Below are 24,319 nucleotides of genomic sequence, written 5' to 3'. Positions count from 1 at the left end.
CTACCCGTACCCCAGCTCCTCCAGCCGGTCCTCGTCGAGCCCGAAGTAGTGGGCGAGCTCGTGGAGCACCGTGCGCCGAATCTCCTCCCGCAGCTCCTCCTCAGACGCGCAGGCCTCCAACAGCGGCCGCATGAACACCGTGATGCGGTCCGGCAGCAACGGCGGCTCCAGCCCCCGCTCGGGGAGCGGGGTCCCCTCGTACAGACCGAACAGCCAATCCCCGGGCCGGAGTCCCACGGAGGTTAGCTGATCGGGCGTGGGTTCGTCCTCCACCACCACGTGCACGTTCTCCAGGGCCCCCCGGAACTCGGGCGGGAGGGTACGCAGGGCTTCCTCCACCAGGCGCTCGAAGCGCTTCCGGGTCACGGCGCCTTTGCGGGCTCCGACACGGGCGGGTAGGCCAGTCTCGGCAGCACCGCTTCGATCTCCGCCCGGTGAGGCTCGAGCCAGGGCGGGAGGACGAGCCGCTCGCCCAGATGGTCCGGATCCTCGTCCACCGCGAACCCGGGGCCGTCCGTGGCGAGCTCGAACAGCACCCCTCCGGGCTCGGAGAAGTACACGGATCGGAACCAGAACCGGTCAATCACGGGGGTGGGCCGGAGTCCCACCAGGAGCACCCTCCGACGCACCTCCTGCTGATGGTCCTCGTCCTCCACCCGCCAGGCGAGGTGGTGCACCGTGCCCACGCCCCACCGCCCGCGACCCTCCCAAGGCCGTTCCTGGATCTCCAGGAAGGCACCGGAGCCGCCGCCCGCCACCCCGTACCGGTGCCAGCCCCCCTCCTCCCCGAGGGGCACAAAGCCCAGGACGTCCGTGAGGAACTGGACGGTCGGCCGGAGCCGCTGAACCCACACCCGGGCCGCGTGCAATCCCCGGATCTGGTGCTCGGGCGGCACCGGGCTTCTCCCCCAGGGCGTGAAAGGACGCTCCTCCACCTCCACGAGCGCGAGCCGCAGCCCGTGCGGGTCCGCAAAGGGCAGCACCGCCTCCCCGAACCGGACCTCGCGGGGTTCGACTCTGACCCCGTACCGATCCAGCCGTTCCTCCCAGTACCGGAGGCTCCCCTGGGGGACCGCGAGGGCCACCTCCACCGCAAGCCCGGTTCCGAGCCTTCCCGGTGGCATGTGGGCCCACGGGAAGAAGGTGAGGTCCGTCCCCGGGCGGCCCTCCGCGTCCGCGTAGAAGAGGTGGTAGGTCCCAGGATCGTCCTGGTTCACGCTGCGCTTCACGAGCCGCATCCCCAGCACCCCCGCGTAGAAGTCCACGTTCTCCTGCGCGGGGCCGGAAATGCAGGTGATGTGGTGCAGGCCCAACACCGGTCGCATGGCCCACCTCCCGGATGCCCCCAAAACACCCGCTACGCGCGCATCCCCACGGCCCGTTCCACCTCGTCCGCGAGTCCCTCGATGAGGGTTCCGTCCGCGTTGAGGGACTCCGTGCGTCGGAAGGTAAGGCCCAACTCTCGGGCGTGCTCCGCGGCCTCGATGTCCAGATCATACAGGATCTCCAGGTTGTCCGCCACGAACCCGATGGGGACCACCAGCACCGCGCTGGCCCCCTCCGCCCGGACCTCCGGCAGGACCTCCAGGATGTCCGGGCCCAGCCACGGGATCGGTCCGTGACCCGCGCTCTGGTACGCGAACCGCCACCGCGGGAGCCCCAGGCGGACGGCCAGAGCCTCACAGGTCTCCCGCAGCCGGTGCGGGTATGGGTCACCCCACTCCAGGATGCGCTCGGGCAGGCTGTGGGCGGTGAAGACCACCGCGACAGGGTCCGCGAGTTCCCCGAGGGCCTTCCGGATGCGCCCCTCCAGGGCCGCGAGGTAGCCGGGGTTGAGATGCCAGGTGCGCACGGGGTGCAGGCGGACCTGCGGGAACTCCGCGAGGACGGGGGCCGCATACTCCAGGTACTCGTCGAGGATCATGCGGGACTCATGCGGCGCCAGCACGAGCGCCACCATCTCCCGCACGCCGTCCCGGAGCATGCGGCGCGTCACGTCCGGGATAAAGGGGTCGGCGTGTTTCATGGCCAGGTACACCCGGAACCTCCCGGCCGCCCGGCGGTCCAGGACGGCCTGTAAGGAGGCGGCCTGGGCCTCCGTGACGGCCCGCAGGGGCGAGGTGCCACCGATCCTGCGGTACCGCTCCCGGAGGTCCTCCAGCTCCTCGTCCGAGGGCCGTCTTCCCCTGCGGATGTGCGTGAAGTACGCCTCCACCTCCTCCAGGCTGCGCGGCGTCCCGTACGCCATGAGCAGCACTCCCACGGGTTCAGTGGGCCGCATGCCTTCCCTCCCTCCTACCGCGTTCGTGCACGAAGTGCACCAGCATCGCGAGCCGACCGGGATCCGCCTCCGGCGGGACCCCGTGTCCCAGGTTAAAGATGTGCCCCGCGAGGCGCCTTCCCTCTTCAAGAATGGCATCTGTGCGGGACAGGAGGCGCGCCTCCTCTCCCAGGAGGAGGGCGGGGTCGAGGTTTCCCTGCACCACGGACTTCCCGGACCGGACCGCGGCGTCCTGAAGGCGCACCCGCCAGTCCACCCCGATCACCTCCGCGGGGAGATCCGCGAGGTGCCCGAGGAGGTGAGAACTCCCCGTGGAGAAGTAGATGCGGGGAACGGCGGCGCCCACCGTCTCCAGCATGGCCACGAGATACGGCCGGACGAAAGCCACGAAGTCCTCCCCGGAGAGCACCCCCACCCACGAGTCGAAGATCTGCACGAGCTGCGCTCCGGCCTCCACCTGGGCCCGGAGGTACAGGCCGAGGTTTCGGGCCAGGATGTCCAGGAGCCGGTGCCACACGTCCGGATGCCGGTGGAGGAAGGCGCGGGTGCGGGGCCAGTCACGGCTCGTCTGTCCCTCTAAAAGGTAGGCGGCCACGGTGAAGGGAGCCCCGGCGAATCCGATGAGGGGCCGGTCCAGGGCGCTCCGCAGAAGGCGGATGGCTTCGAAGGTAAACCGGACCCGGTCCGGATCGAGCTCCGGGAGGTGCGCCAGGCGTTCCACCTCCACCCGCACCACGGGCCCCCTTCCCTCCGCGAGGTGGAAGTCCAGCCCCATGCCCCACAGGGGCACGAGGAGATCGCTGTAGAGGATGGCGGCATCCACGTCCAGGCGACGCAGGGGCATCAGGGTGATCTCCGCGGCGAGCTCGGGGGTTCGGAGGAGCTCCCGCATGGGGTACCGACGCCGCAGGGCCCGGTACTCCGGGAGGTAGCGGCCCGCCTGCCGCATGAACCACACGGGCGTGGTGTCCACGGGCTCGGCTCGGGCGGCGCGGAGAATCCGGTCCCTCATCGGACCAGGCGGGTCGAGAGGTACAGGATGAAGAGCTGCAGGGCGAGGTTCGTGCGGCCAATCCCGGTGGCGAGGGAGACGAACCGACCGCGCCGGTGCACGGCCCGGGGCGCGATCCAGAAGTCGTGGGCGACCTTGAGGACGAGGGCCGCGGTCACCAGGAGGAGTTTCACCGCCAGGACGCCACCGCGGGGGTCCCATCCCGTGGCGAGGAACCACAGGCCCGTGAGCACCAGCACCGCCACCGCCGCCCACGAAACCGTTCGGAAGACCCGCCCGAGCGCCCGAAAGCCTCCGGGGTCCTCCCGACGCAGGAGGGGAGCGGCCAGGAAGAAGAGCACGTTCCCACCGACCCAGGTGGCCGCGGCCAGGACGTGCAGGAAAACGGCGACCTTCACCGACCTGCGGGCCTACCCGGATGCCCGCTCCCCGACGCGTTCCGGTTCGAGGAGGACTTCCCGCCGCACGCCCCAGCCGAAGTGCGCTTCGGACAGGACGAAGATCCGTTGAGGGGTAAGCCGGAAGAACCGGACCTCGGACCGCTCCGCGAGGACCGCTTCCGCGGGAAACCGCCCGCGGGCGGAGGGGAACCGGGCGAGGTAGAGCTCGAGGGCATGCGCGGCGGCGACTCCCCGCAGCGGCTCCGCTGTTCCGCTCAACTGCACGCCCCGCAGGGGTCGGGTGTACGGCGGGTGGATGGCCGCGGCCACCTGTGGGGTGCGGAGGATGTCCCGGGCATGGCGGGTCTGCAGCCGTGACATGAAATAGAGGAGGGGGCGGGCCGTCCCCTCCCAGGCGTACAGGACGGGGGCAGCCCAAGGCCCCTCGGGCCCCGCGGTCGCCAGGGTCATGACCCGGTTTTCCTCCAGCAGGTCCAGGAGCACCCGGAGGGGATCCGTCACGGGCCGAACACCTCTTCCAGCACCTCGTCCACGCCGCCGTACCGGGCGGTGTAGATGGGAGTGTCCCTCAGGGTGTACGGCCGAGCCGCGGTGCCGCGCATGGCCACCACGAGATCGCTGAACCGTTCCAGGTCGTCCGTCTCGTAGGCCACCACGAACTCCCAGTCCGCAAGCCCGGTAGCGTACAGCAACAGCTGGTCGATGTCCTCGTACGCGTGTCCCACCCGGGCGTGTTCCGTCATCATGGCGCGCCGGACCTCCACGGGCAGCTGGTACCACCCGTGGGTCTTCGTGAAAGGATAGACCACGAGGTATTGCTTGCGCGGCCCCGGAACCCGCATGGTGGTGCCGCTGCGGCCCGTGTACGGGGAGGGACGGACGAAGCCCCACAGGGCATCCCGTAAGGGGAGATCCGCCTGCAGGAGGCATCGGGCGGCGGCTCGATACGCCTCCACCTGCGAAGCCGCGATCCACACTCCGAGGGACGCGTCCGCCCGGAATCCCAAGAGGCTGTAGGCGTAAACCGCCACCACGCCGTCCCGCCCCGCGGCCATGTGGAAGGCCTCCCGTATCCGCCCGCCTCCGTGTCGCGCTCGGTCCCCGGTCGGAACCTGAAAGAACAGAAATCCGTGGACCCTCGCCAGCTCCATCTCTCCCTCCCAAAAGGACGCCCGTTTGTCCCGGACACGTCGTCCCGGGGTCTCCGGAGCGCTAGGCCTTCCGGGTCCCCCGGCGACGGCCCGCCGCCGCCCTGGAAGCCACCCGCCTCCTCGGCCGGGCCCCGGCAGCCCGACGGGGGCTCCGGCGGCCGGTACGCCCCAGCTCCTGCTTGAGGGCCTGGGCATCCTCCAGGCGGATCAAAAACGAACGCCCGACCCGCTGGGCGGGGAGCTTCCCCTGGTGGATGTATTTGTACACCGTCATGGGGGTTCGGCCCAGGTACTTCGCGGCCTCCTCGACCCGGAGGGTCCGGGGCGCGGCCGGAGCCGTCTCCAAGCCCTCTTGGGGTGCCGCCTCCCCGGCCGGGGCGGCTTTCTCCGGCGCCCCGATGCCGTGGAGGGCGGTCTGCAGGGCATGCACCGTCCGTTGGAGGTACTCCGCGATCTCCGCCGCGCTCATCTCCCGCTGGGCGGCCTGGGTTTTCACGATCTCTACCGCCATGTGGAGGATGTCGGACAAGGCGCACCTCCAAAAGGAGAACCGTTTCCCGTGTGACTCCATCGTATCATTCTCGGAATCGAATTCACAATTGTGTTATACGTACGGCTCGCCTGCGGATGCAGGGGGTCCCTGAGGTGAGGCGATGCCCGTGGCCGTGGGTCTCGTCCCGCGGACGCTTCCGGGCTCCCGCGCACGGCGCGAACAGGGGAATTCCGCCCCCTTCCCCCTTTTGACAGGGGGAAGGGGGGCTGCGTATACTTGCGGCAAGCCGCCGGCCGGGCGGCGTGGGAGGGACCACCGCGGGCGCGCGGTGGTCGGAGAAACCCAACGGGCCCAGCGGAGTCCTTCCCCTCCGTCTGGGCCCGCGTGTTTTGGGGACATTCAAGAAGGGGGACGGAAAGCCGAAGCTTTCTGTTAGGGGAAGCCATGGAGATCCGGACGGTGGGGGATTACCTGCAGGCGGCACGGGCCGACGAGCGGCTCACCCGCACCACGCATCATTACATCGCGGACATGATCGAGTACTTTGGGCCGGAGAATGTCTTCGAAGGCATCTACGGGATGGGCAAGCAGCTCCAGGACATCGTCTCGTACTTCCGGGGATACGCCATGTCCATGGAGCGGCGGTTGCTCCTGCTGGTGGGTCCACAGGGGTCCGGCAAGAGCATGACCGTGGACAAGCTGAAGCGGAAACTGGAGGAGTACTCCCGGACGGAGGCAGGAATCCTGTACGCGGTGGAGGGTTGCCCCTTCCACCAGCACCCCTTCGACCTCGTCCCCCATGAGGTGCTGGATCAGTACGGACTGTACTGGCATGAGGAGGCCGTGCCCTGCCCCGTGTGCGAGCGGCTCATCCGTCGGTGCGGAGGGTGGGAGCCGGTGCCCGTGAAGAGGATCTACATCTCCGCCCGCCACAAGGTGGGGATCGCCAAGCACACTCCCACGGACCTGCGCCGGGAGGACATCACCAACTTCGTGGGCAACATCAACTTCGCCATGCTCAAGGAGCGTGGCTCCACCTACGATCCGGATGCCTACGACTTCGAGGGCAAGATCATCTGGGCGAACCGGGGGATCCTGGACTGGACGGAGGTCTTCAAGAGCCGTCGGCAGCTGCTGTCCTTGCTCTTGGAGCTCATCCAGTCCAAGCGGGTGGATCTCGCCAACTTCCCCACGGTACACGTGGATCTGGTGGTCATCGGGCACACGAACTACCCCGAGTACAACGTCTTCCTCCAGGAAGACATCATGGAGCCCCTGCGGGGTCGCATCCACAAGATCGACTTTCCGTACAACATGGACCTCGCGGGGGAGATGCAGATCTACCGGACGCTCGTGGAGCGGGCCAACCGACGGCGCGGGGAGCGCAAGCACGCGCCTCAGGACGTGTACGAGCTGGCCGCTCGCTACGCCCTGAAGACCCGGGAAGAATCCGGGGGGATGCGGGGTCTGAGCCCCCGGTTCTTCGAGGACGCCTTCTCCTACGCCTATGCGAAGGCGGACACCTGCCTGGATCTCGAACTCATCTCCGAGGCCATCGAGCGCACCTTCGAGCATCAGTCCATGAAGGACCTGAACCTGAAGGAGCTCCTGCGCCAGTTCGAGGAGACCAAGATGGAGTTCATTCAGGGCAAGATCGCCCTCATCGTGGAGCGCATCGTGCCCACCCAGTTCTTCGAGTACGGCCAGAACCTCTACCGGAACTACCTGGACGCGGTGAGCCGGCACGTGTTGGGGGAACCGCTGGCGGAGCGGGAGAAGGAGCTGCTGGACGAGGTGGAGGGGATCCTCATCGCGAAGCGTCAGATCAGCCGACAGGGACGCCTGGCCTTCGAGAACGTGCTCGTGGAGCGCAAGGAAGAGCTCGTGAGCCTGCCCTACACGGAAAACGAACACCTGCGGGGGGCCATCAACGAGGTGGTGTTCAACAAGATCAAGAACTGCCTGCGCCTGTACGACAAGACGGAGGAGATGGACCCGCAGAGCCGGGCCCTGCTGCAGACCCTGTACCGCACCGCCATCGAGGAATACGGGTACTGCGAGGTGTGCGCCCGGAGTCTGCTCAAGATCATCGGGCGGAGCGTGTAGACATGCGCGTCCACCGGGCCCGGATCGCGGAGCACAAGCACGACCAGCTCCTGCGGGAGTACCTGAAGCAGAACCTCCACGAGCTCATCCAGCAGAAGGAACTGGTGATCGACGGGAAGGTGAAGACCCAGATCACCACCCTGGACCTCCCCACCCTCCGGTACGGGGAAGAGGAGCGGTTTCTGGCCCAGGGCGCGGGACAAGGACAGGGCGCGGGAGGGCAAGGGGGGGAGGAGGTGTACGCGGTCGGGGGGCTATTGGGGGGAGACCACCACGGCAAGGAGCTACGGGTCGAGCTGGACTTCGAGGAGTTCGTGCGCCTGGCCCAGGAAGTGCTCCTGGAGGAGCTGCAGCTGCCGGCCCTGCACCACGTGAGCCGGGGCGGGGAAGTGGAGACGGAGGACCTGCTCGAGCTGGACGACCTGGACCGGTGGGGGCTGGCCGCGGACCTCAACCTGGAGGAGACCATGGTCACGAGCCTCCTCCGGAACATCCGGGAGCGGGGAGTGGCAGAGTACGACGTGGACCTACGGCTGGACGGCTGGTACTTCGTGGAGGACCCGGCCGCGGATCGGAACCATCGCTCCCTGGAGATCTACGTGCTGGACATCTCCGGCTCCATGCGGGGAGATTACCTGGCCCTGGTCCGGAAGATGATCTTCCTCCTCTGGTACGCCCTGGAGCGCCGCTATCCCACCAACCTGCGCCGGTACGTGGTGTTCCAGGACGTGGCGGAGGAGAAGACCCGGGACGAGTTCTTTTCCGTCGAAAGCAGTGGTGGGACCCACATCAGCGCGGGGCTGGAGAAGGCCATGGAGCTCCTGGAGGGGGTGAGCGAGTACGACAAGTACCTGTTCCTGTTCACGGACGGAGAAACGAGCAGCGGGGACTTTGAGCTGGCCAAGCGGCGGTTCGAGGAGGCCCTGGAGCGGTTCGATGTGGTCAGCTACGGGCACGTGAATCCCGGGGGTCGGGGGATCGGGGGGTTCAGCGAGCATGTCCAGGAGTTGAGCCGGCGGCGACCCAACCTTTCCTTCGTGAACCTGGTGGACCTGGATTCCATCCGGCAGGCCCTGCGGGAGTTCATCCCCTACCTCAATGGGGAAGGGGGAACCGCGAGATGCGGGAGTACGAGACGGTCATCACGCGGGTGGAGGCGCTCGCCCGGGACCTGGGCCTGAGCTTCGATCCCGTGGTCTTCCGCTTCACGGACAGCGAGGAGATCGCGGAAGTGGCCAGCATGGGGCTTCCGAACCGGTTCGTGCACTGGTACTGGGGCGGAGCCTACAAGGAGATCCACGCCCAGCAAGCAAAGGCGGTGTTCAGCATCCTGGAGCTGGTGCTGAACACCCGTCCCTCCTATGCCTTCCTGCGCCGGACCAACACCCACCTGCAGAACCTCTGCGTCATCGCACACGTGTACGGACACGCGGACTTCTTCGCGAACAACCACTGGTTCCGCAAGTCCAACAAGGACATCCTCAACCTCGCGGAGCAGCACGCCCGGACCTTCCGGTCCTTCGAGGAGAAGTACGGACGGGAGACGGTGGAGCGGTTGCTGGACGCCTGCCTCACCGTGGCCACCAGCGTGAACGCCTTCGAGCGGGACCCCGCCCGGCGCACCCGCCGGGTCATCTACTACCTGGAGGCCCGGGCGCCCCTCCAGGACTACGAGCGGTACATCCTGGAGGCGGTCCGGCAGGAGGCGGAGTACTTCGATCTCATCCAGCGCACCCACATCATCAACGAGGGGTGGGCCACTTTCGTGGAACTGGAGCTGCTGAGGGAGCTGGTGAGCGCCCGGCAGTGGGCGGAGGTCAGCATCTCCATCTGCAGCCGGCCCGCCACCTACATGATTGGCTATACCCTCTTCCAGCACATCCGTCGGACCTGGGGATGGCAGAAGGCCCTGGAGGTCCGCCGATTCTACGAGGACGTGCGTCTGATCGACGAGATGCTCACCCAGGAGCTCGTGCACCGGCTGGACCTGTTCGTGTACGACCCCCGGGACCGCACGAAGAACACGGAGGTGGGGGCCGTCAAGGAGATGCTCATCCAGCAGAAACTCTACAAAGGGGACCCCCCCATCGAGGTGGAGGACCCCACGGGTCCCCGGGATCTCACCCTGGTGCACGCGGAGGAGGGGAAGAAACTGGACCCCAAGCGCATCGCCCTGTACCTCCGGTCCGTGTACACCCTCTGGCGGAACCCCGTCCGGCTGCGGGCCAACGGCAAGGTGTACACCTATGACCGGAGGGGGCTCTCGACATCGTAGGGTGGTATAATCGGCTTAAGAGCGGAGGAGGGGGGAACCGTGATCTGGATGAAGGTGAAGGGCGTCGCCATGGATCACCAGATGAACCCCGTGGTCCTGCTCACGGACGCGGAGGAGCGGCTGGCCCTCCCCATCTGGGTGGGTCCCGCGGAAGCCCAGGCCATCGCCCTGCAGCTGCAGGGGATCACCCCACCTCGCCCCATGACCCACGACCTCTTGCGCAACATCCTCCAGAGCATGGACGTCTCCGTGAAGCGGGTGGTGGTCACGGACGTCCGGGATCAGACCTACTACGCGGAGATCCACCTCGTGCGGGACGGGAGGGAGAACGCCATCGACTCCCGGCCCAGCGATGCCATCGCCCTCGCCCTGCGGATGAACGCCCCCATCTTCGTGGACGAGAAGGTCGCCGCCCACGCCATCCCCCTCAAGAAGGAGGAGGATCAGGACCAGGAGATGGAGGAGTGGCGGCGGTTCATCGAGAACGTTAAGCCCAGCGACTTCAAGCGCTCCCTCCACTAGCTGGGCCCACTTGATTCGCGAACACAGGCCGGGAGAGGGCCTCCCGGCCTGTGTTCATCTCCGAAACCACCGGCTCCCTGAATCTTCCATAAAATTGGTTTTCCCCGCCCCTCGTGTTATCCTCTGGTCTTCCGAAAATTTTATGGATTGCCTTGCCCATTGACGGAGGATCCCTCCTCCTCAGGGCGAACCCTGATAAACGTCTATGGGCCCGCGTGGGCGGGGTCTTCGATCCCCGGGGGAGGGATGAGGATGGGCTGGCCGAAGGCCGTGGCCGCGATGGCCTTCCTGTGCTTGGTTCTCCTGGGTCCATCCCGGGTCTTCGCGCAAGGTTCCTCGTACACCGTGCAGCCGGGAGACACCCTCACCCGGATCGCGGCCCGCTACGGAGTCAGCGTGCGGGACCTGGTGGAGGCAAACGGGCTGGAAGATCCAGACGTCCTCCGGCCCGGGCAGGTGCTGCGGATCCCCGGGCGGGCCGATGAGGAAGCGGTCCAGCGGGAGGAGGTGTACGAGGTCCAGCCTGGGGACACCCTCTGGCGTCTTGCCCGCCGGTACAGAACAAGCCCCCAGCAGCTCGCGGCCCTGAACGGGATCCCGGTGGAGGGAGTCCTGCGGGTGGGGCAGCGGTTAAGGGTGCCCGCCTCTTCCACTGCCGGTCCCCGGGTCCGGCAGGTCACCTCTTCGCGGGGAACGGTGCTGGCGGTCTTCGCCCGACGGTTCCTGGGGGTGCCTTACCGATGGGGCGGCACGGGTGCCGGGGGGTTCGATTGCTCCGGATTCGTCTACGCCATGTTCCAGCGGTTCGGAATCCCACTTCCCCGCACCTCCTTCGAGATGTTCGGGGTAGGGCGCCCCGTCTCGCTCTCCGAGCTGGAGCCGGGGGATCTCGTTTTCTTCACCACGTACCGCCCCGGACCCTCCCACGTGGGGATCTACCTGGGCGGGGGCTCCTTCATCCACGCCTCCTCCGCGGGAGGGCGGGTTCGGGTTGACTCCCTGCAGGATGGCTACTACCGGGCGCGTTTCGTAGGCGCCCGCCGTCCCTACTGAGGTCGCGGGGCTCCGTCCTCTGGTAGGATGGGGCTTGGGTGACCGTACGCCTGCGCCTTGCCCTCCTCCTGGCCAAATCCACGGCCCGCCTGAGTCGTGGCCTGCGGGCGGGCGGGGGGACCACGCTCCCTGGACGGCTCGCCCGGCGGGTTTATCCGGGGATCCTCGAGACCCTCGCCTCCCAGCTCCCGCGGGGTGCGGTGGTGGTGAGCGGCACCAACGGGAAGACCACCACGGCCCGCCTGGTGGCGGAGATGCTCCGGGAGGCGGGTCTGCGTTCGGTGCACAACCGGGCGGGGGCGAACCTCCCCTCGGGCATCGCCTCCGCCCTGGTGGAGGCCGCGAACTTACGGGGCCAGGTGCGGGGGGAGGTGGGGGTGTTCGAGGTGGATGAGGCGGCCTTTCCGCTCCTCATCCCGATCCTGCGGCCCCGGGTGGTGGTCCTCCTGAACCTGTTCCGCGACCAGCTGGATCGCTACGGTGAGGTGGAGGCGGTGGCGCACCGGTGGCGGGCCGCCCTCCGAGGACTCCCGGAGGCCACGGTGTGCTTCAACGCGGACGATCCACAGGTGGCGGCGGTGGTCCGGGACCTGCAGCTGGCCACGGTGCCCTTCGGGGTGGAGGACGAAGGCTGCGGGCTGAGAGCCATGGAGGACGCCGCGGACGTCCGCTACTGTTACCGGTGCGGGACCCCGTACACCTACGAGGTGGTGTACCTCTCCCACGTGGGTCGGTACGCGTGCGAGCGGTGTGGGGTGCGGCGGCCGGATCCCACGGTTTACGCGGAGGCGATCCGAACGGACGGCACGCGGGGGACGGAAGCGAGCCTGGTCTGGCCCGGAGGACGCCTGCGGGTTCGGATTCCCCTTCCGGGCCTGTACAACGTGTACAACGCCCTCGCGGCCACCGCAGCCGCGCTCTGTCTGGGGGTCCCCGGCGGGGCCGTGGAGCGGAGCCTGCAGGGGTTCCGGCCCGCCTTCGGCCGGGCGGAGCGGCTGCGGTGGCGCGGCGTGGCGCTGGAGATCCTCCTGGCGAAGAACCCCGCGGGGTTCAACGCCCTCCTGCGGATGGTGGTCCAGCGTCCTCCTGAGGCCCTCCTGGTGGCGATCCACGACCGGACCGCGGACGGGCGGGACGTCTCGTGGCTGTGGGACGTGGACTTCGAGGAACTGCGGGAACTCCCACTCCCCGTCGTCGCGAGCGGCCTCCGGGCCGCGGATCTGGCCCTGCGCCTCCGGTATGCGGGGATCCCTGAAGACCGGCTACGGGTGGAACCGGATCTTGCCCGGGCCCTGCGGGAGGCGGCCCAGGGCGTTCCCGAAGGGGGGACCCTTCTCGTACTCCCCACCTACACCGCCCTGTTGGAACTGCGGCGGATCCTGCAGCGGGAGGGCGTTGTCCCGGGCTTCTGGGAGGACTGAGTGGAGCTGCGGATCGCGCACCTCTATCCGGATCTGCTGAACCTCTACGGCGACCGGGGCAACCTCCTCTGCCTGCGGTGGCGGGCGGAGCAGCGCGGGATCGCGGTGCGCATCACCCCCGTGCGGCTGGAAGAGACCCTGGACCCGGAGGCGTACGACCTCATCTTTCTGGGAGGCGGGGAGGACCGCCAGCAGGTCCTCGTGGCCCGAGACCTCCAGGGGAAGGCCGAAGCCCTCCGGGCGGCGGCCGCCCGGGGCGTGGTAATCCTGGGGGTGTGCGGAGGTTACCAGCTCCTGGGGCACAGGTATCGGCCCGCGGAGGGGGAGCCGCTCCCGGGGATCGGGGTGCTGGACGTGGTGACGGAGCACCCCGGCCCCCGGGAGCGGCGGCTTGTGGGCGACGTGGTGGCGGAGTGCGCGATCCCGGGGGTCGGCACCTTAGTGGGATACGAGAACCACGGAGGCCGGACGCGGCTGGGTCCCGGGTCTGAGCCCCTCGCCCGGGTGGTGGTGGGGTTCGGGAACAACGGGCGGGACCGCACGGAGGGGGCCCTTTGCGGGACGGTTTTCGGCACGTACCTGCACGGTCCCGTGCTCCCAAAGAACCCCCGGTTTGCGGACCACCTGATCCGGTTGAGCCTGCGCCGCCGCTACGGCGAGGTGGCCCTGGCGCCCCTCGACGACCGCTTCGAGGAGGCGGCTCATCGGACGGCCTTGATCCGGGCGCGGATCAGGAACCGCTAGGGCCCGGGGCCTGCTCCCCTTGGACCAGCAGGACCGCGGCGAGGACCAGGGCTCCGCCCACGATCTGGGGAAGGTGCATGCCCTCCCCCAGCACCACGTACCCGCTCAGGGCGGCCACCACGGGCTCCACGGTCGCCATGAGGCTGGCACGGCCCGCGGGCACGTACCGGAGCCCCGTGACGTACAGCCACTGCGGGAGGAGGGTGATGACCACCCCCAGGTAGAGGACAGGGCCGGCCGCCCGCATCACGTGGGAGGGGGAGAAACGTCCCAGGGGAACCCCCGCGGCGATCCCCAGGAGCACCAGGAAGGCGGCGCCGAAGCCCAAGGCATAGGTAAGCACCACCTGAGGGTCGTGCCGCCGCAGGCCCAGTTTCCCGAAGATGCTGTACAGGCCGTAGGTGAGCCCGGAGGCGAGCCCCGCCAGGACCCCGGGGAGGTTCAGCCGGAGGGCGGCGGGATCGTACGCCCGCACCACCAGCAGACATCCGCAGAAGGCCAACCCCAACGCGATCCCCTTCCGCACGCCGAGGCTTTCCCCGAGCACCAGCCTCGCGATGACCGCCACCCACGCGGGCGCGGTGTAGAGGAGGATGGCCGCGGTCGCCACGGAGCTCATGCGGATCGCGGTGAAGTACGCGAGGAAGAAGAGGGCGATGCTCACGAACCCGTAAGCCGCAAAGAAGACGAGATCCCGCCCGGGCACCCGGAGGCGGTGGGGACCGGTGAGGAGCGTGATCCCCAGCATCCCCACAAACGCGATGCCCGCCCGCCACGCGGAGGCCTCGAAAACGCCAATCCCCGCGGCGTCCGCCCGGCGCACGGCGATCCCCATCGTGCCCCACAGCGCCGCGGCCGCGAGCACGAGAAGGTCCCCGGTCCGGTTTGAGGGGCACACGGAGGGCGGGTTCGCGCCCCGGCCCGGAAACTCCTCGTGTCCAGGGGGCGTTATACTCTTAGGGAGTGGCTCCAGGCGGAGGGATGGGATGGAGGGCGTACGAGCGGGGGGCATGAGGGTTCGTCCCGTGCCCATGCGGGAAGCCGTCCGGCGGCTCGTGGAGGCCGCCCGGGCCGCGGGGCTGCAGCTGGACCCGCGCACCGTCCAGTTCCAGGAGAAGCCTTACCCGTGTTACGAGTACGTCCTGCGGCTGGGGCAGGCCCACAGCGTCCTGTGCATGCCCGCGGAGGTGGTGGAGCCGGAAGGGTGGCAGGAAAAGACGTACGAGTACATGCGCCGGGCCCGGCGGTACCTGGAACGATTCGTGGAGATCCAGGAGCGGGTGGACCAGGCCGCCCGGGGCATCCCCAGATTCCAACAGGTGCTCAAGCCATGATCCTGGAGCAGATCCCCACGGGCCCCATCGGGACCAACTGCTATCTCCTGGGAGACGAGAAGACCAGGCGGGCGGTGGTGGTGGACCCCGGGAGCGACGCCCCCGTGATCTTGGAACTCGTGCACCACCACGGCCTCGAGGTGGAGACCATCGTGGCCACCCACGGCCACTGGGACCACGTGGGCGCGGTGCGGCCCCTCAAACAGGCCACGGGGGCCCGGTTCCTGGCGCCCGCGGGGGACGTAGAGCTCATCCGGAACGCGAGCGCCTCCGCCCTCCTGATGGGCGTGGTGGTGGATCCGCCGCCGGATCCGGACGGGTTCCTGGAGGAGGGAGACGTCCTCCGGGTGGGCGAGCTCGAGCTCCGGGTGCTCTCCGCTCCTGGGCACACGCCGGGTCACGTGATCCTGGTGGGCCCGGGCTTTGCGTTTGTGGGGGACGTGGTCTTCGCAGGGAGCGTGGGGCGCACGGACTTTCCGGGGGGGGACTGGGATACCCTGATGGAGAGCATCCGCACCAAGGTCCTCACCCTTCCCGACGACACCGTGCTCTACCCCGGGCACGGTCCGCCCACCACCGTCCGCCGGGAGCGGCTGAGCAACCCTTTCCTCGTGGGTCTCGTACGGACGCGGGACTGAGCATGATGCGCTTCCGGATGCCGCCGGAAGCCTCCCTCGTGGCCCTCACCCTCCGGGTCCAGAACCTGGACCGGATGCGGGCCTTCTACGGGGGACTCCTGGGCCTGCAGGAGGTGGGACGCGCGGGGGAAGAAGTGTGGTTTGCGCCGGAAGGTCGGCGGTTTTCCCTGACCCTGCTCCACAGTCCCGCCTCCCCGCTCCATCCGCTGGGGGCGGTGGGGCTGTACCACTTTGCCCTCCTGCTCCCGGACCGTGCTTCCCTCGCCCGCGTGGTGCGCCGGCTGCTGCTCGCGAACTGGCCCCTGGAGGGCGCAAGCGACCACGGGGTTTCCGAGGCGTTTTATCTGGCAGACCCTGAGGGAAACGGTCTGGAGCTCTACCGGGACCGCCCGCCCACTTCCTGGCCCCGCCGGGACGGGGAGATCGCCATGGCTACCCGCCCCCTCGATGTCCCAAGTCTCCTGCAGGAAGCCAGGGAAGCCGGGCCCCTCGACCCCGGAACCCGGCTCGGGCACGTCCACCTCCGCGTGGACGACCTCTCCCGGGGGGAGGCGTTCTACGCGGAGATCCTGGGACTTCGGGTCACCCAGCGGGGCTATCCCGGGGCCCTTTTCCTCGCGGCCGGGGAATACCACCACCACGTGGGACTCAACGTCTGGGGAGCCCCGCGTTGGCCGCCGGAGGGCGCCACGGGGCTCGTGTCCTACACGTGGGGGATTCCCCCGGAGGCCCTCACGGTCCTGGAGGCCTGGTTGCGGGCCCGGGAGGTGCCGTACGGAGTGCGGGAGGGAGCCCTGGTGCTCCAAGATCCCATCCGCGTGGAGGTCAGGCTGACGGCGCAGCCGCCGGGAGCTCGATGACGAACCGGGCGCCGCCCTCCGGGCGGTTCTCCGCGTAGATCTCGCCCCCGTGGTCCCGCACGATCCCGTAGGAGATCGAGAGCCCCAGCCCTGTCCCCTGCCCGACGTCCTTGGTGGTGAAAAAGGGATCGAAGATGCGATGCAGGTGCTCGGGGGGGATTCCGGGACCCGTGTCCGCCACCTCCACGACCACCCGGCCTTCCCGGTGGGTGGTGCGGATCTCGATGCGGCCGCGGGCCCCGGCCAAAGCCTGGGCCGCGTTGTTGATGAGGTTTAAGAAGACCTGCTGCAGCTGGAACAGGTCGCCCTCGATGAAAGGGAGGTCGCGGGCCAGATCCAGCGCGAACTCCACCCCGGCCCGCTCCAGCTCGTACCGCCGCAAGGCCAAGGTCTGCTCCAGGGCCGCATTGACGTCCACGGGGCCGCGCTCGTGGGCCCGCTGCCGGGCGAAGGTCAGGAGGTTCTGCACGATGCGGCGGGCCCGCTCCGCCTCCTGCAGGATGACCCCCATGGCCCGGCGGGCGTCCTCCCCGTTCAGCTCCCCGGCCTCCAGCAGTTGCGCGTAGCCCAGCACGGAGGTGAGCGGGTTGTTGAGCTCGTGAGCCACCCCCGCCACGAGCTCCCCGAGAGCCGCCAGTTTCTCGGACTGCACCAGCCGGGCCTGCGCCCGCTCCAGCTGCTGCGTGCGCTCGGCCACCATGCGCTCCAGATCCTCCTGGTACGCCCGCAACCGCTCCCGGGACTCCCGGAGCTCCTGGACCATGGCGTTAAACACCTCCACCATGCGTCCCACCTCGTCACCGCGGCGTCCTGCGTCCAGGCGGACTTCCAGGTCGTTGTGACGCACGCGGTCCATGGCCACGGCGAGCGCATCGAGGGGACGGGTGATGCTCCGGGTGAGGACCGCGGCCACCAGAAGGCCCACGAGCAGGGCGAGGACGGCGGCATGGGTGAGGCTCCGGGTGAACGCGAGGACCGAGGCGTTCACCCGCTCCAGCTCGGACTGGAACCGGGTGCGCTCCACCTCCAGCGCGGCCCGCAGGGAGGTGGCGGGGGTCAGGACGTCCTCGAGGGCCCGGGGGAACCCCTTCCGGACGAAGGTCGCATAGGCCTCCGGATCCGCGGGCCGGTAGCGCGTGAGGGCCTCCTGTACGAATTCCTCAAACCGGTCCATGGCGGCCGCCTGCTCCGCCAGGAGGGGCTCCGCCTCCGGGATGCGCGGCCACGGGGCAGGCGGCAGGGCCGCCGTGAGGGTGGAGAGGTGCTGGGGTGCGGGGTCCAGAACCAGGGCGAGGAGGGCGCTGCACCGGGCCCAGAAGGCCTGCTCCCACCGGTAGGAGTCCCGCAGGGCCCGGATATGGTCCGCCATGCGACGGGTGTGCTCCACCTGCTGTCGGAAGAAATCCGGTAGCCACCCGCGGGCGGGCCACCCCGCCGCGGCTCCCTCCAGCGGGTCCGGGGTGCGGGCCGCCAGATCCCGCAGGAGTCTTCGGAGCTCCGCGGACCGGTTCAGGACCTCCTGAACCGCTTCCCGCTCCCGGGACGGTGCGCTTTCCCGCAAGGCGCGGACCGCGGAGGCGAAGGAGGCCTGGGCGGACCGGATGCGGACAAGGAGCGGCCGGACCTCCGTCTGGAACGAGAGAGCATCCAGGGCGCGCTCGAGAAGGCGGCGGGTGAGCTCCAGCTGGACCCCGGCTTCCGGCGGCCGGAGGACGCGCTCCTGGAGCGCGAGGAACAGCGCACGCTCCGCGAGCACTTGCGCGGCGAGGGTTGCGGTCATGAGCTGGGCACCCTGATTGAGGCGCCGGGCGGTGCCCGCGATCCACTCCGTGCCGAGCGCGGAGAGGCCGAAGGCGAGCCCGACCAGGAAGGAAACCGCCAGGTACCCCGCGAGGATCTTCCAGCCGATGCCGGCCCGCATACCCCCACGCCCTCGCTCCCTCCATCTTCCGGGAAACCGCGCATGCTGGCAAGGAAGGCGCAGGGAAGGCCCGGCGGACGTGGAACAAGGCTCTCCGGGAGGGGAATATGGGACGTCCCATGGACCTCAACTGCGACCTCGGGGAGTCGTTGGGGATATGGCGACTGGGGGAGGACGAGGAGATCCTCCCCGCGATCACCTCCGCGAACCTCGCCTGCGGGATGCACGCGGGGGACCCCGTGGAGATGACGCGGGCGGTGCGGCGGTGTCGGGCGCACGGGGTGGCCGTGGGGGCCCATCCGGGATATCCGGATCTCGTGGGATTCGGCCGCCGGAGGATCCCCATGCGGCCCGAGGAGGTCACCGCCTACTGCCTATACCAGATCGGGGCCCTGGAGGCCATCGCGCGGGCAGAGGGGGTCGCGCTCCAGCACATCAAGCCCCACGGCGCCCTCTACAACGTGGCCGCCCAGGACGAGGCCGTGGCCCGGGCCGTGGTGGAGGCCGTGCAGCGGGCGTATCCGGACAGGATCCTGGTGGTGCTCGCGGGGTCCGTCCTTGAGCACGTGGCCCGCTCCGCGGGGCTTCGGGTCGCCCGGGAGGCCTTCTGCGATCGGGCCTACCGCCGGGACGGGACCCTCGTGCCCCGGGAAGAACCAGGCGCGTTGCTCCTAGAGCCGTTTGAGGCAGCCAGCCGGGCGGTGCGCATCGCGTACGGGGAGCCCATCGAGACCGTGGAGGGGGATCAGCTCGTGGTGGAGGCGGACACCCTGTGCATCCACGGGGATACGCCCGGAGCCGGCCAACGGGCCCGGGCGGTGCGGGCGGCCCTGGAGGAGGCCCACATCACGTTGCTGCCCATGGGGGAGTGGCTGTGAGGGGCGCGTGGTCCTCCAGCTGCCCCTAGGGCCCGCCAGCCATGGAGGCGCTGGAGCACATCAAGCGCAGGGCGTACCTGGTGGTCTACCTCGTCTCCCTCCCCTTCCTGGTGCGGCCGACCATCTACTGGCCCCTCGTGGTGGCCTTCCTCCGAATGGAGGCGTTTGCCGTCGCCCTCATCGCATGGCTTCAGATCCTCTCCCTCGTGAAAGGGCAGCTGGTGGCCGAGAGGGTCCGGGCGAACACGGATCCTCTCACGGGTCTATTGAACCGGCGGGGGATCTTTATCGCCTTCGATGTGGAGGCGGAGCGGCACCGGCGCTACGGGCACCCCCTGAGCGTGGTGCTCTTCGACGTGGACCACTTCAAGCGGATCAACGACCGCTACGGGCACGGTGCGGGAGACCGGGTGCTGGTGAGCGTGGCCCGGACCGTGCAGGGCGCGATCCGCCCCTCGGATTCCCTGGCCCGGTGGGGCGGGGAGGAGTTCCTGCTCCTGCTCCCGGAGACCCCGCTGCGGGGTGCTCTCGAGCTGGCGGAGCGGCTCCGGCGGGAGATCGCCTCTCTGGTGACGGAGTTCGGCCCGGTGAGCGCCAGCTTCGGGGTCGCGGCGTTCCGTCCCACCGACAACCTGGGGACCCTCGTGCGCCGGGCGGATGCGGCCCTGTACCGGGCCAAGGAAGCTGGGCGCAATAAGGTGGTGGCACACCCTGTGGAATCCGGGCCGTGAGCCGCTACGGGGACCGGCGCTGCAGCAGCCAGATGCAGTTCCCGTCCGGATCCCGCAGGCAGGCGGCCCGGGCACCCCACTCGTAGTCCCGGGGCGGCCGCTCGATGGTGACCCCGAGATCCCGGAGAGCGGCGCAGGCGGCGTCCACGTCGTCCACCCGGAAGCTCAGGTGGTCCAGCCCCAGGGGATTTCCCGTGAGGTCAAAGGAGCGGGAGGGCGGAGGAGGAGCCTCCGTGCGGAACAGGTACAGCGCCACGCCCTCTGCCCGGAGGAAGGCGGAGTCCTCCGTGACGTAGTCGGGCTGGAACCCCAGCAGCTGGTAGAAGGAGACCGCCCGGCGCACCTCGGAGACAGCCACCCCGATGTTGTCCAGGCCTCGGATCACGGGAACCCTCCGGTCGCGTGCGGGTTTCGGCTGGTGGAGACGACCGGATTCGAACCGGCGACCCCCTGGTTGCAAACCAGGTGCTCTCCCGCTGAGCTACGTCCCCACCGTCCTCTACGATACTACCGGAACTTGATGCTGGTCACCTTGGGCTGCAGGAAGTGCAGGAGGTAGTCGGGGCCGCCGACCTTCGCGTCCGTGCCGCTCATGTTGAACCCGCCGAAGGGATGCACGCCCACGAGGGCGCCCGTACACTTCCGGTTGATGTAGAGGTTCCCGCAGTGGAACTCCGCCCGGGCCCGGGCGATGCGGTCGGGATCGCGGGTGAACACCGCGCCCGTGAGCCCGTATTGGGTGCTGTTCGCGATCTCCAAGGCGTGGTCGAAGTCCCGGGCCCGGATCACGGCCACCACGGGGCCGAAGATCTCCTCCTGGGCGATGCGGGCGTGGGGATCCACGTCCGCGAACACCGTGGGCTGGATGTAGTACCCTTCACCGCCTGCGGGTTCTCCGCCGCACATCAAGCGGCCTTCGCGCTTGCCGATCCCGATGTAGTCCAGGATGGTCTGGTAGGCCCGCTCGTTGATCACGGGCCCCACGGGATAATTGTCCTTCGCGGGACCCACCTCCAAAGCCCGCACCCGCTCCACGAAGGCCTCCAGGACCCGGTCGTAGACCGAATGCGTGACCACCAGGCGCGAGCCCGCGGAGCACTTCTGCCCCTGATACCCGTAGCCCGAGACCACCGCGGCGGCCACGGCCTCCTCCAAATCCGCCGCCTCGTCCACCACCACCGCGTTCTTCCCGCCCATCTCTGCGATCACCCGCTTGAGCCACGCTTGCCCCGGCCGTACCTTCGCCGCCTGCTCGTAGATCGCGCAGCCCACCTCGCGCGAGCCGGTGAACGCCACCATCCGCACCCGGGGATGCGTGACGAGGGCGTCTCCCACCGTGGATCCTGAGCCCGTGACGATGTTCAGCACCCCGGGCGGTAACCCCGCCTCCTCCATGACCTCCAGGAAGGTGTAGACGGTGGCGGGTGCGTCGCTGCTGGGCTTGAGGACCACGGTGTTCCCCGCAGCGAGGGCTCCGAGTGCCATGCCCATGGGGATCGCGAGGGGGAAGTTCCACGGCGGGATCACCGCCACCACGCCCAGCGGCTCGTACGTGTAGTACGAGACCTCCTGCGGATGCGGGGTGGTGGGCTTCCCTTCCGCGTAGCGGAGGATCTCCCGGGCGTCGTACTCCAGGTGGTCAATCGCTTCCGCCACGTCCGCGTCCGCCTCAACCCAGTTCTTCCCGACCTCGTAGACCATCCAGGCCGCGGCCTCGAACCTGCGGCGGCGCAGCAGCTCCGCGGCCCGCAAAAACAGGGCCGCCTTCTCTTCGGGCGGGACCCGCCTCCAGGCCGGGAAGGCCCGCCAGGCGGCCTCCACGGCCCGGTCCACGTGCTCCGGGGTGGCCCTCTGGGCCAGGGCCACCACCTCGGTCTTCTCGGAAGGATTCCGGGACTCGAACTTCTCCGACACCCGGATGCGCTCCCCGCCGACCACGATCGGAAGCTCCAGACCGAGCCTTGCCTCCACCCCGGCCAGGGCCTCGCGCATGCGCTGCCGGTTCGGCTCCTGGGTGAAGTCAATCAAGGGCTCGTTCCGGAATTCCGGGAGGGCCACACCATCACCCCCTGAGTCCGTCTGCCCCATTATAGCCGGCTCAGCCCTCCGGAACCGCGGACGCCCGTAGGAAATCGATGAGCGCTTGGGCAAAGCGATCCGGGGGACGGGCCCTGTGCCAGCACGCGCACACCCACCGCCGCAGGGAAAGCCCCTGTACCCGCACCGCGGGCCCCTCCCCCGGACGGAGACAGAACCGGGAGAGGAACGCGGCACCCACCCCGGCCCGCACCGCGGCCTTCACCGCCTCCGGGCTCCCCAGCTGCCCCACCACCCGGAGCCGGTCGGGCCTTACGCCCGCCCGCTCGAGCGCGGCCAGCAGGGTTGCCCGGGTCGCGGAGCCCGGCTCCCGGAGCACGAGGGGGATCCGGGTAAGGGCCTCCACGTCGAGCGGATCCGGCGCGGTGTAGCCCGGAGGGAGCAGCAGCACGATCTCGTCCTCCACCACCGGCTCTACCACGAGCTCAGGTCCTGCCGGGGGCTGGCCCACGAACCCCAGCTCCACCTGCCCGGTCCGGACCCACCCCACCACCGCCTCCGTGTCCCCGATCCACACCCGCACCTCGGTCTCGGGGAACCGGTCCCGGAACGCCAGAAGGGCCCCCGGAAGCAGGTACTCGCCGGGAAGGGTGCTCGCGCCTACGAGGAGCGGGGCCGTGCGCCGGGGGCTCAGATCCCTCATGGCGCTCTCCAGCCGAGCCACCTCCTCCAGAACCCTCTCCGCATGCTCCAGCAGCACCCGGCCGGCCTCCGTGAGCTCTACCCGGCGGGTGGTGCGCACCAGCAGCCGGGTGCCGAACAGGCGCTCCAGCCGCCGGATGTGCTGGCTCACCGCGGGGCGGGTGAGGGCTGCCTGGCGGGCCGCCTCCGTGAAGCTCCGGGAGGTGGCCACCAGCCGAAAGATCCGCAGGGAGTCCAGCATCTCGAATATAGGTAAAAATTCGAAACTAAAGTTGTCAAGGAATTTTACTTATGCCCGCAGAAGAGGCTTAGGAGGATTCCCGAGATTTCCTGAGGAGGTGGCTCGATGGCGTCCGTGGAGGCCGGTTCCTACGCGAAGGGGCGGCCCGTCGCATCCCGGTACTCCCTGATTCTCGGGGTGTTCCTGGGGTTCGTGGGACTTTTGCTGTTCACCGTGGTGGATCTGCGGCGGGGGTTTCTCCTTCCCCCAAGCCTTTACACCAAGGTGGGTTCCCCCTCCGCGATCCTCTACTTCCACCCCATCCACCTCCTGCTGCTTTCTGCGGCACTCCTCGGGAGCGTGGGGTTGCATCGGGCCCTCGCCCGTGGAGAGCGCAGGGCCCTGGCCGCGGGCGTGGATCTCCCGCGGGCCCGGAACGTCACCGCGGGGGTGCTGCTCGTGGCGCTGGTGGTGGATCTCTTCGTGTACCGGGGCGTGCAGGCGGCGCGCATCGCCCACGCGGGGCATCTGGGGGTGAGTTTCGCGTTCCCGGTCCCGTCCTTCCCGGGCTGGGCGCGGCCGGTGGCGGAGGCGGTGAACTACCTGCTGGTGACATGGCACGCCACCACCCTGGGGATCCTGATCGGGGGGCTGCTGCTCGTGCTGCTGCGCGCCGGAGCATTCGAGTGGCTGGAGGGGATGCTGCGCGCCGGGGGATTGCGGGCCCACGTGGCCGGCTCCCTCCTCGCCCTCCCGTATCCTTTTTGCTCCTGCTGCGCGGGCCCGGTGGGCGCGAGCCTTTCCCGGGCGGGCACAAGTCTGGACGCCCTGCTCTCCTTCCTCGTGGCTTCCCCCATGCTGAACCTCACCACCCTCGTGCTCGCCACCGCCCTACTGCCCGCGCCGTACGCGCTGCTGCGCATCCTCGGCGGGGTGGTGCTCGCGGTGTTCGGGACGCACCTCGTCTTGCGGGTCCTTCGGACTTCCGGGCGCGTGGTCGCTTACCGTCCAAGTCCCTGGATGGACCGTCTCGCGCGCCTTTTCGCGCTGGAGCAGGGGCTCGCGGAGGGCGATGCCCGCACCCCCGCCACCCTGGTGACGGCCTGGCTCCGGACCTCGTGGCGGCTGGCCCGGGTCGCGATCCCCGTGCTCTTCCTGGCCGCGGTCCTCACGGGGGCGCTCGCCCCCGTGATCGTCTCCTTCGCGGGCCGCAACGACCTCCCGAGCACCCTCAAAGCCGCGGCGGCGGGAACCCTGCTCATGATCCCCACCTGGACCGAGCTCGCGGTGGCGAGGCCGCTCATCCAGCAAGGAATCACGGGGCCTGCGGCCGCGCTGCTGCTCACCCTGCCCGCGGTGAGCCTGCCGAGCCTCGCGGTGGTGGGGATGGCCCTCGGGGACTACCGGCCCTGTGCGTTCCTTGCGGGGACGGTGTTCCTGGCAGGGATCCTCGCGGGCCTGGCTTTCGGCGGTCTATAAGGGGCCCTTTTCCGAACCGCGCCGGCGGTGGTACGCTTGCTCCAGCCCCACGAATCGGCG

The 24,319-nt window shown here is 69.3% G+C and carries 26 protein-coding genes and 1 tRNA gene; 13 read left to right on the top strand and 14 right to left on the bottom strand.

Annotation, left to right across the window (positions count from 1 at the left end; all coding sequences use genetic code 11):
- The 8 genes from QN206_02365 to QN206_02330 form a co-directional block, all read right to left on the bottom strand.
- Positions 1 to 366: a metallopeptidase family protein gene (locus QN206_02365; protein ID MDR7613651.1), complete on the bottom strand. Its 366-nt coding sequence runs from the start codon at positions 364 to 366 to the stop codon at positions 1 to 3.
- Positions 363 to 1,325: a ring-cleaving dioxygenase gene (locus QN206_02360; protein MDR7613650.1), complete on the bottom strand. Its 963-nt coding sequence runs from the start codon at positions 1,323 to 1,325 to the stop codon at positions 363 to 365. Before QN206_02360 ends, QN206_02365 begins: the two co-directional genes overlap by 4 nt.
- Before the next feature lie 32 nt (positions 1,326 to 1,357).
- Positions 1,358 to 2,281, bottom strand: coding sequence for a ferrochelatase (gene hemH, locus QN206_02355; protein MDR7613649.1), 924 nt, complete (start codon positions 2,279 to 2,281; stop codon positions 1,358 to 1,360).
- A complete protein-coding gene (hemE, locus tag QN206_02350) occupies positions 2,268 to 3,293 on the bottom strand; it encodes a uroporphyrinogen decarboxylase (protein MDR7613648.1) in 1,026 nt (341 codons plus the stop codon). The genes hemH and hemE overlap by 14 nt, the downstream gene beginning before the upstream one ends.
- The gene (locus QN206_02345) at positions 3,290 to 3,691 is read right to left on the bottom strand and encodes a hypothetical protein (GenBank protein MDR7613647.1); all 402 of its coding nucleotides are present in this window, start codon (positions 3,689 to 3,691) and stop codon (positions 3,290 to 3,292) included. The genes hemE and QN206_02345 overlap by 4 nt, the downstream gene beginning before the upstream one ends.
- Positions 3,692 to 3,703: 12 nt before the next feature.
- The gene (locus tag QN206_02340; GenBank protein MDR7613646.1) at positions 3,704 to 4,195 is read right to left on the bottom strand and encodes a pyridoxamine 5'-phosphate oxidase family protein; all 492 of its coding nucleotides are present in this window, start codon (positions 4,193 to 4,195) and stop codon (positions 3,704 to 3,706) included.
- Positions 4,192 to 4,845 carry a chlorite dismutase family protein gene (locus QN206_02335; GenBank protein MDR7613645.1) on the bottom strand — a complete coding sequence of 218 codons (654 nt, stop codon included), beginning with the start codon at positions 4,843 to 4,845 and terminating at the stop codon, positions 4,192 to 4,194. The genes QN206_02340 and QN206_02335 overlap by 4 nt, the downstream gene beginning before the upstream one ends.
- Before the next feature lie 61 nt (positions 4,846 to 4,906).
- Positions 4,907 to 5,374, bottom strand: coding sequence for a helix-turn-helix domain-containing protein (locus tag QN206_02330; protein ID MDR7613644.1), 468 nt, complete (start codon positions 5,372 to 5,374; stop codon positions 4,907 to 4,909).
- A 408-nt stretch (positions 5,375 to 5,782) separates the two neighbouring features.
- On the opposite strand from QN206_02330, the gene QN206_02325 reads away from it, so the two are divergent.
- The 7 genes from QN206_02325 to QN206_02295 all read left to right on the top strand — a co-directional run bounded on the left by QN206_02325 (position 5,783) and on the right by QN206_02295 (position 13,459).
- Positions 5,783 to 7,444 carry a hypothetical protein gene (locus QN206_02325; GenBank protein ID MDR7613643.1) on the top strand — a complete coding sequence of 554 codons (1,662 nt, stop codon included), beginning with the start codon at positions 5,783 to 5,785 and terminating at the stop codon, positions 7,442 to 7,444.
- Positions 7,445 to 7,446: 2 nt separating this feature from the next.
- Entirely contained in the window at positions 7,447 to 8,625 is a 1,179-nt protein-coding gene (locus QN206_02320; GenBank protein ID MDR7613642.1) for a DUF444 family protein, read from the top strand.
- Positions 8,565 to 9,719, top strand: coding sequence for a SpoVR family protein (locus QN206_02315; GenBank protein MDR7613641.1), 1,155 nt, complete (start codon positions 8,565 to 8,567; stop codon positions 9,717 to 9,719). The genes QN206_02320 and QN206_02315 overlap by 61 nt, the downstream gene beginning before the upstream one ends.
- Before the next feature lie 48 nt (positions 9,720 to 9,767).
- Positions 9,768 to 10,241, top strand: a complete 474-nt coding sequence (locus QN206_02310; GenBank protein ID MDR7613640.1) for a bifunctional nuclease family protein — start codon at positions 9,768 to 9,770, stop codon at positions 10,239 to 10,241.
- Positions 10,242 to 10,487: 246 nt separating this feature from the next.
- Positions 10,488 to 11,294, top strand: coding sequence for a LysM peptidoglycan-binding domain-containing protein (locus QN206_02305; protein MDR7613639.1), 807 nt, complete (start codon positions 10,488 to 10,490; stop codon positions 11,292 to 11,294).
- Between the two features lie 38 nt (positions 11,295 to 11,332).
- Entirely contained in the window at positions 11,333 to 12,715 is a 1,383-nt protein-coding gene (locus QN206_02300) for a MurT ligase domain-containing protein (protein ID MDR7613638.1), read from the top strand.
- On the top strand, positions 12,716 to 13,459 hold the full coding sequence (locus QN206_02295; GenBank protein MDR7613637.1) for a glutamine amidotransferase: 744 nt from the start codon (positions 12,716 to 12,718) through the stop codon (positions 13,457 to 13,459). It begins immediately after the preceding gene.
- Here QN206_02295 and QN206_02290 read toward each other — a convergent pair.
- Complete coding sequence (locus QN206_02290) at positions 13,446 to 14,471, bottom strand: EamA family transporter (protein MDR7613636.1); 1,026 nt, start codon at positions 14,469 to 14,471, stop codon at positions 13,446 to 13,448. The genes QN206_02295 and QN206_02290 overlap by 14 nt on opposite strands.
- Here QN206_02290 and QN206_02285 point away from each other — a divergent pair.
- The 3 genes from QN206_02285 to QN206_02275 are packed head-to-tail and all read left to right on the top strand — an operon-like array spanning position 14,446 to position 16,291.
- Entirely contained in the window at positions 14,446 to 14,793 is a 348-nt protein-coding gene (locus tag QN206_02285) for a hypothetical protein (GenBank protein MDR7613635.1), read from the top strand. The two genes, QN206_02290 and QN206_02285, sit on opposite strands and share 26 nt — an antisense overlap.
- Positions 14,790 to 15,431, top strand: a complete 642-nt coding sequence (locus tag QN206_02280) for an MBL fold metallo-hydrolase (GenBank protein MDR7613634.1) — start codon at positions 14,790 to 14,792, stop codon at positions 15,429 to 15,431. The genes QN206_02285 and QN206_02280 overlap by 4 nt, the downstream gene beginning before the upstream one ends.
- Before the next feature lie 17 nt (positions 15,432 to 15,448).
- Positions 15,449 to 16,291, top strand: coding sequence for a VOC family protein (locus tag QN206_02275; protein MDR7613633.1), 843 nt, complete (start codon positions 15,449 to 15,451; stop codon positions 16,289 to 16,291).
- On the opposite strand, the gene QN206_02270 is transcribed toward QN206_02275, so the two are convergent.
- Entirely contained in the window at positions 16,257 to 18,212 is a 1,956-nt protein-coding gene (locus QN206_02270; GenBank protein MDR7613632.1) for an ATP-binding protein, read from the bottom strand. The genes QN206_02275 and QN206_02270 overlap by 35 nt on opposite strands.
- A gap of 107 nt (positions 18,213 to 18,319) precedes the next feature.
- Here QN206_02270 and QN206_02265 point away from each other — a divergent pair, with 107 nt between their 5' ends.
- Positions 18,320 to 19,090, top strand: a complete 771-nt coding sequence (locus QN206_02265) for a 5-oxoprolinase subunit PxpA (protein MDR7613631.1) — start codon at positions 18,320 to 18,322, stop codon at positions 19,088 to 19,090.
- Positions 19,091 to 19,131: 41 nt separating this feature from the next.
- A complete protein-coding gene (locus QN206_02260) occupies positions 19,132 to 19,821 on the top strand; it encodes a GGDEF domain-containing protein (GenBank protein MDR7613630.1) in 690 nt (229 codons plus the stop codon).
- 4 nt (positions 19,822 to 19,825) lie between these two features.
- Here the strand turns inward: QN206_02260 and QN206_02255 are convergent, their stop codons facing one another.
- The 4 genes from QN206_02255 to QN206_02240 form a co-directional block, all read right to left on the bottom strand.
- Positions 19,826 to 20,206 (bottom strand): VOC family protein, encoded by a 381-nt coding sequence (locus QN206_02255; GenBank protein MDR7613629.1) that lies wholly within the window; start codon positions 20,204 to 20,206, stop codon positions 19,826 to 19,828.
- Between the two features lie 31 nt (positions 20,207 to 20,237).
- Positions 20,238 to 20,312: transfer RNA gene (locus QN206_02250), tRNA-Ala, on the bottom strand.
- Positions 20,313 to 20,328: 16 nt separating this feature from the next.
- The gene (gene pruA / locus QN206_02245; protein MDR7613628.1) at positions 20,329 to 21,879 is read right to left on the bottom strand and encodes an L-glutamate gamma-semialdehyde dehydrogenase; all 1,551 of its coding nucleotides are present in this window, start codon (positions 21,877 to 21,879) and stop codon (positions 20,329 to 20,331) included.
- Positions 21,880 to 21,919: 40 nt separating this feature from the next.
- Entirely contained in the window at positions 21,920 to 22,801 is an 882-nt protein-coding gene (locus QN206_02240) for a LysR family transcriptional regulator (protein MDR7613627.1), read from the bottom strand.
- Between the two features lie 105 nt (positions 22,802 to 22,906).
- On the opposite strand from QN206_02240, the gene QN206_02235 reads away from it, so the two are divergent.
- A complete protein-coding gene (locus tag QN206_02235; GenBank protein ID MDR7613626.1) occupies positions 22,907 to 24,259 on the top strand; it encodes a permease in 1,353 nt (450 codons plus the stop codon).
- The last annotated feature ends 60 nt before the right edge of the window (positions 24,260 to 24,319 follow it).

The sequence above is a fragment of the Armatimonadota bacterium genome (assembly GCA_031460175.1).
GTDB classification, from domain to species: Bacteria; Sysuimicrobiota; Sysuimicrobiia; order Sysuimicrobiales; family Sysuimicrobiaceae; genus Sysuimicrobium; species Sysuimicrobium tengchongense.
This window is presented reverse-complemented; position numbering and strand designations above follow the sequence as displayed.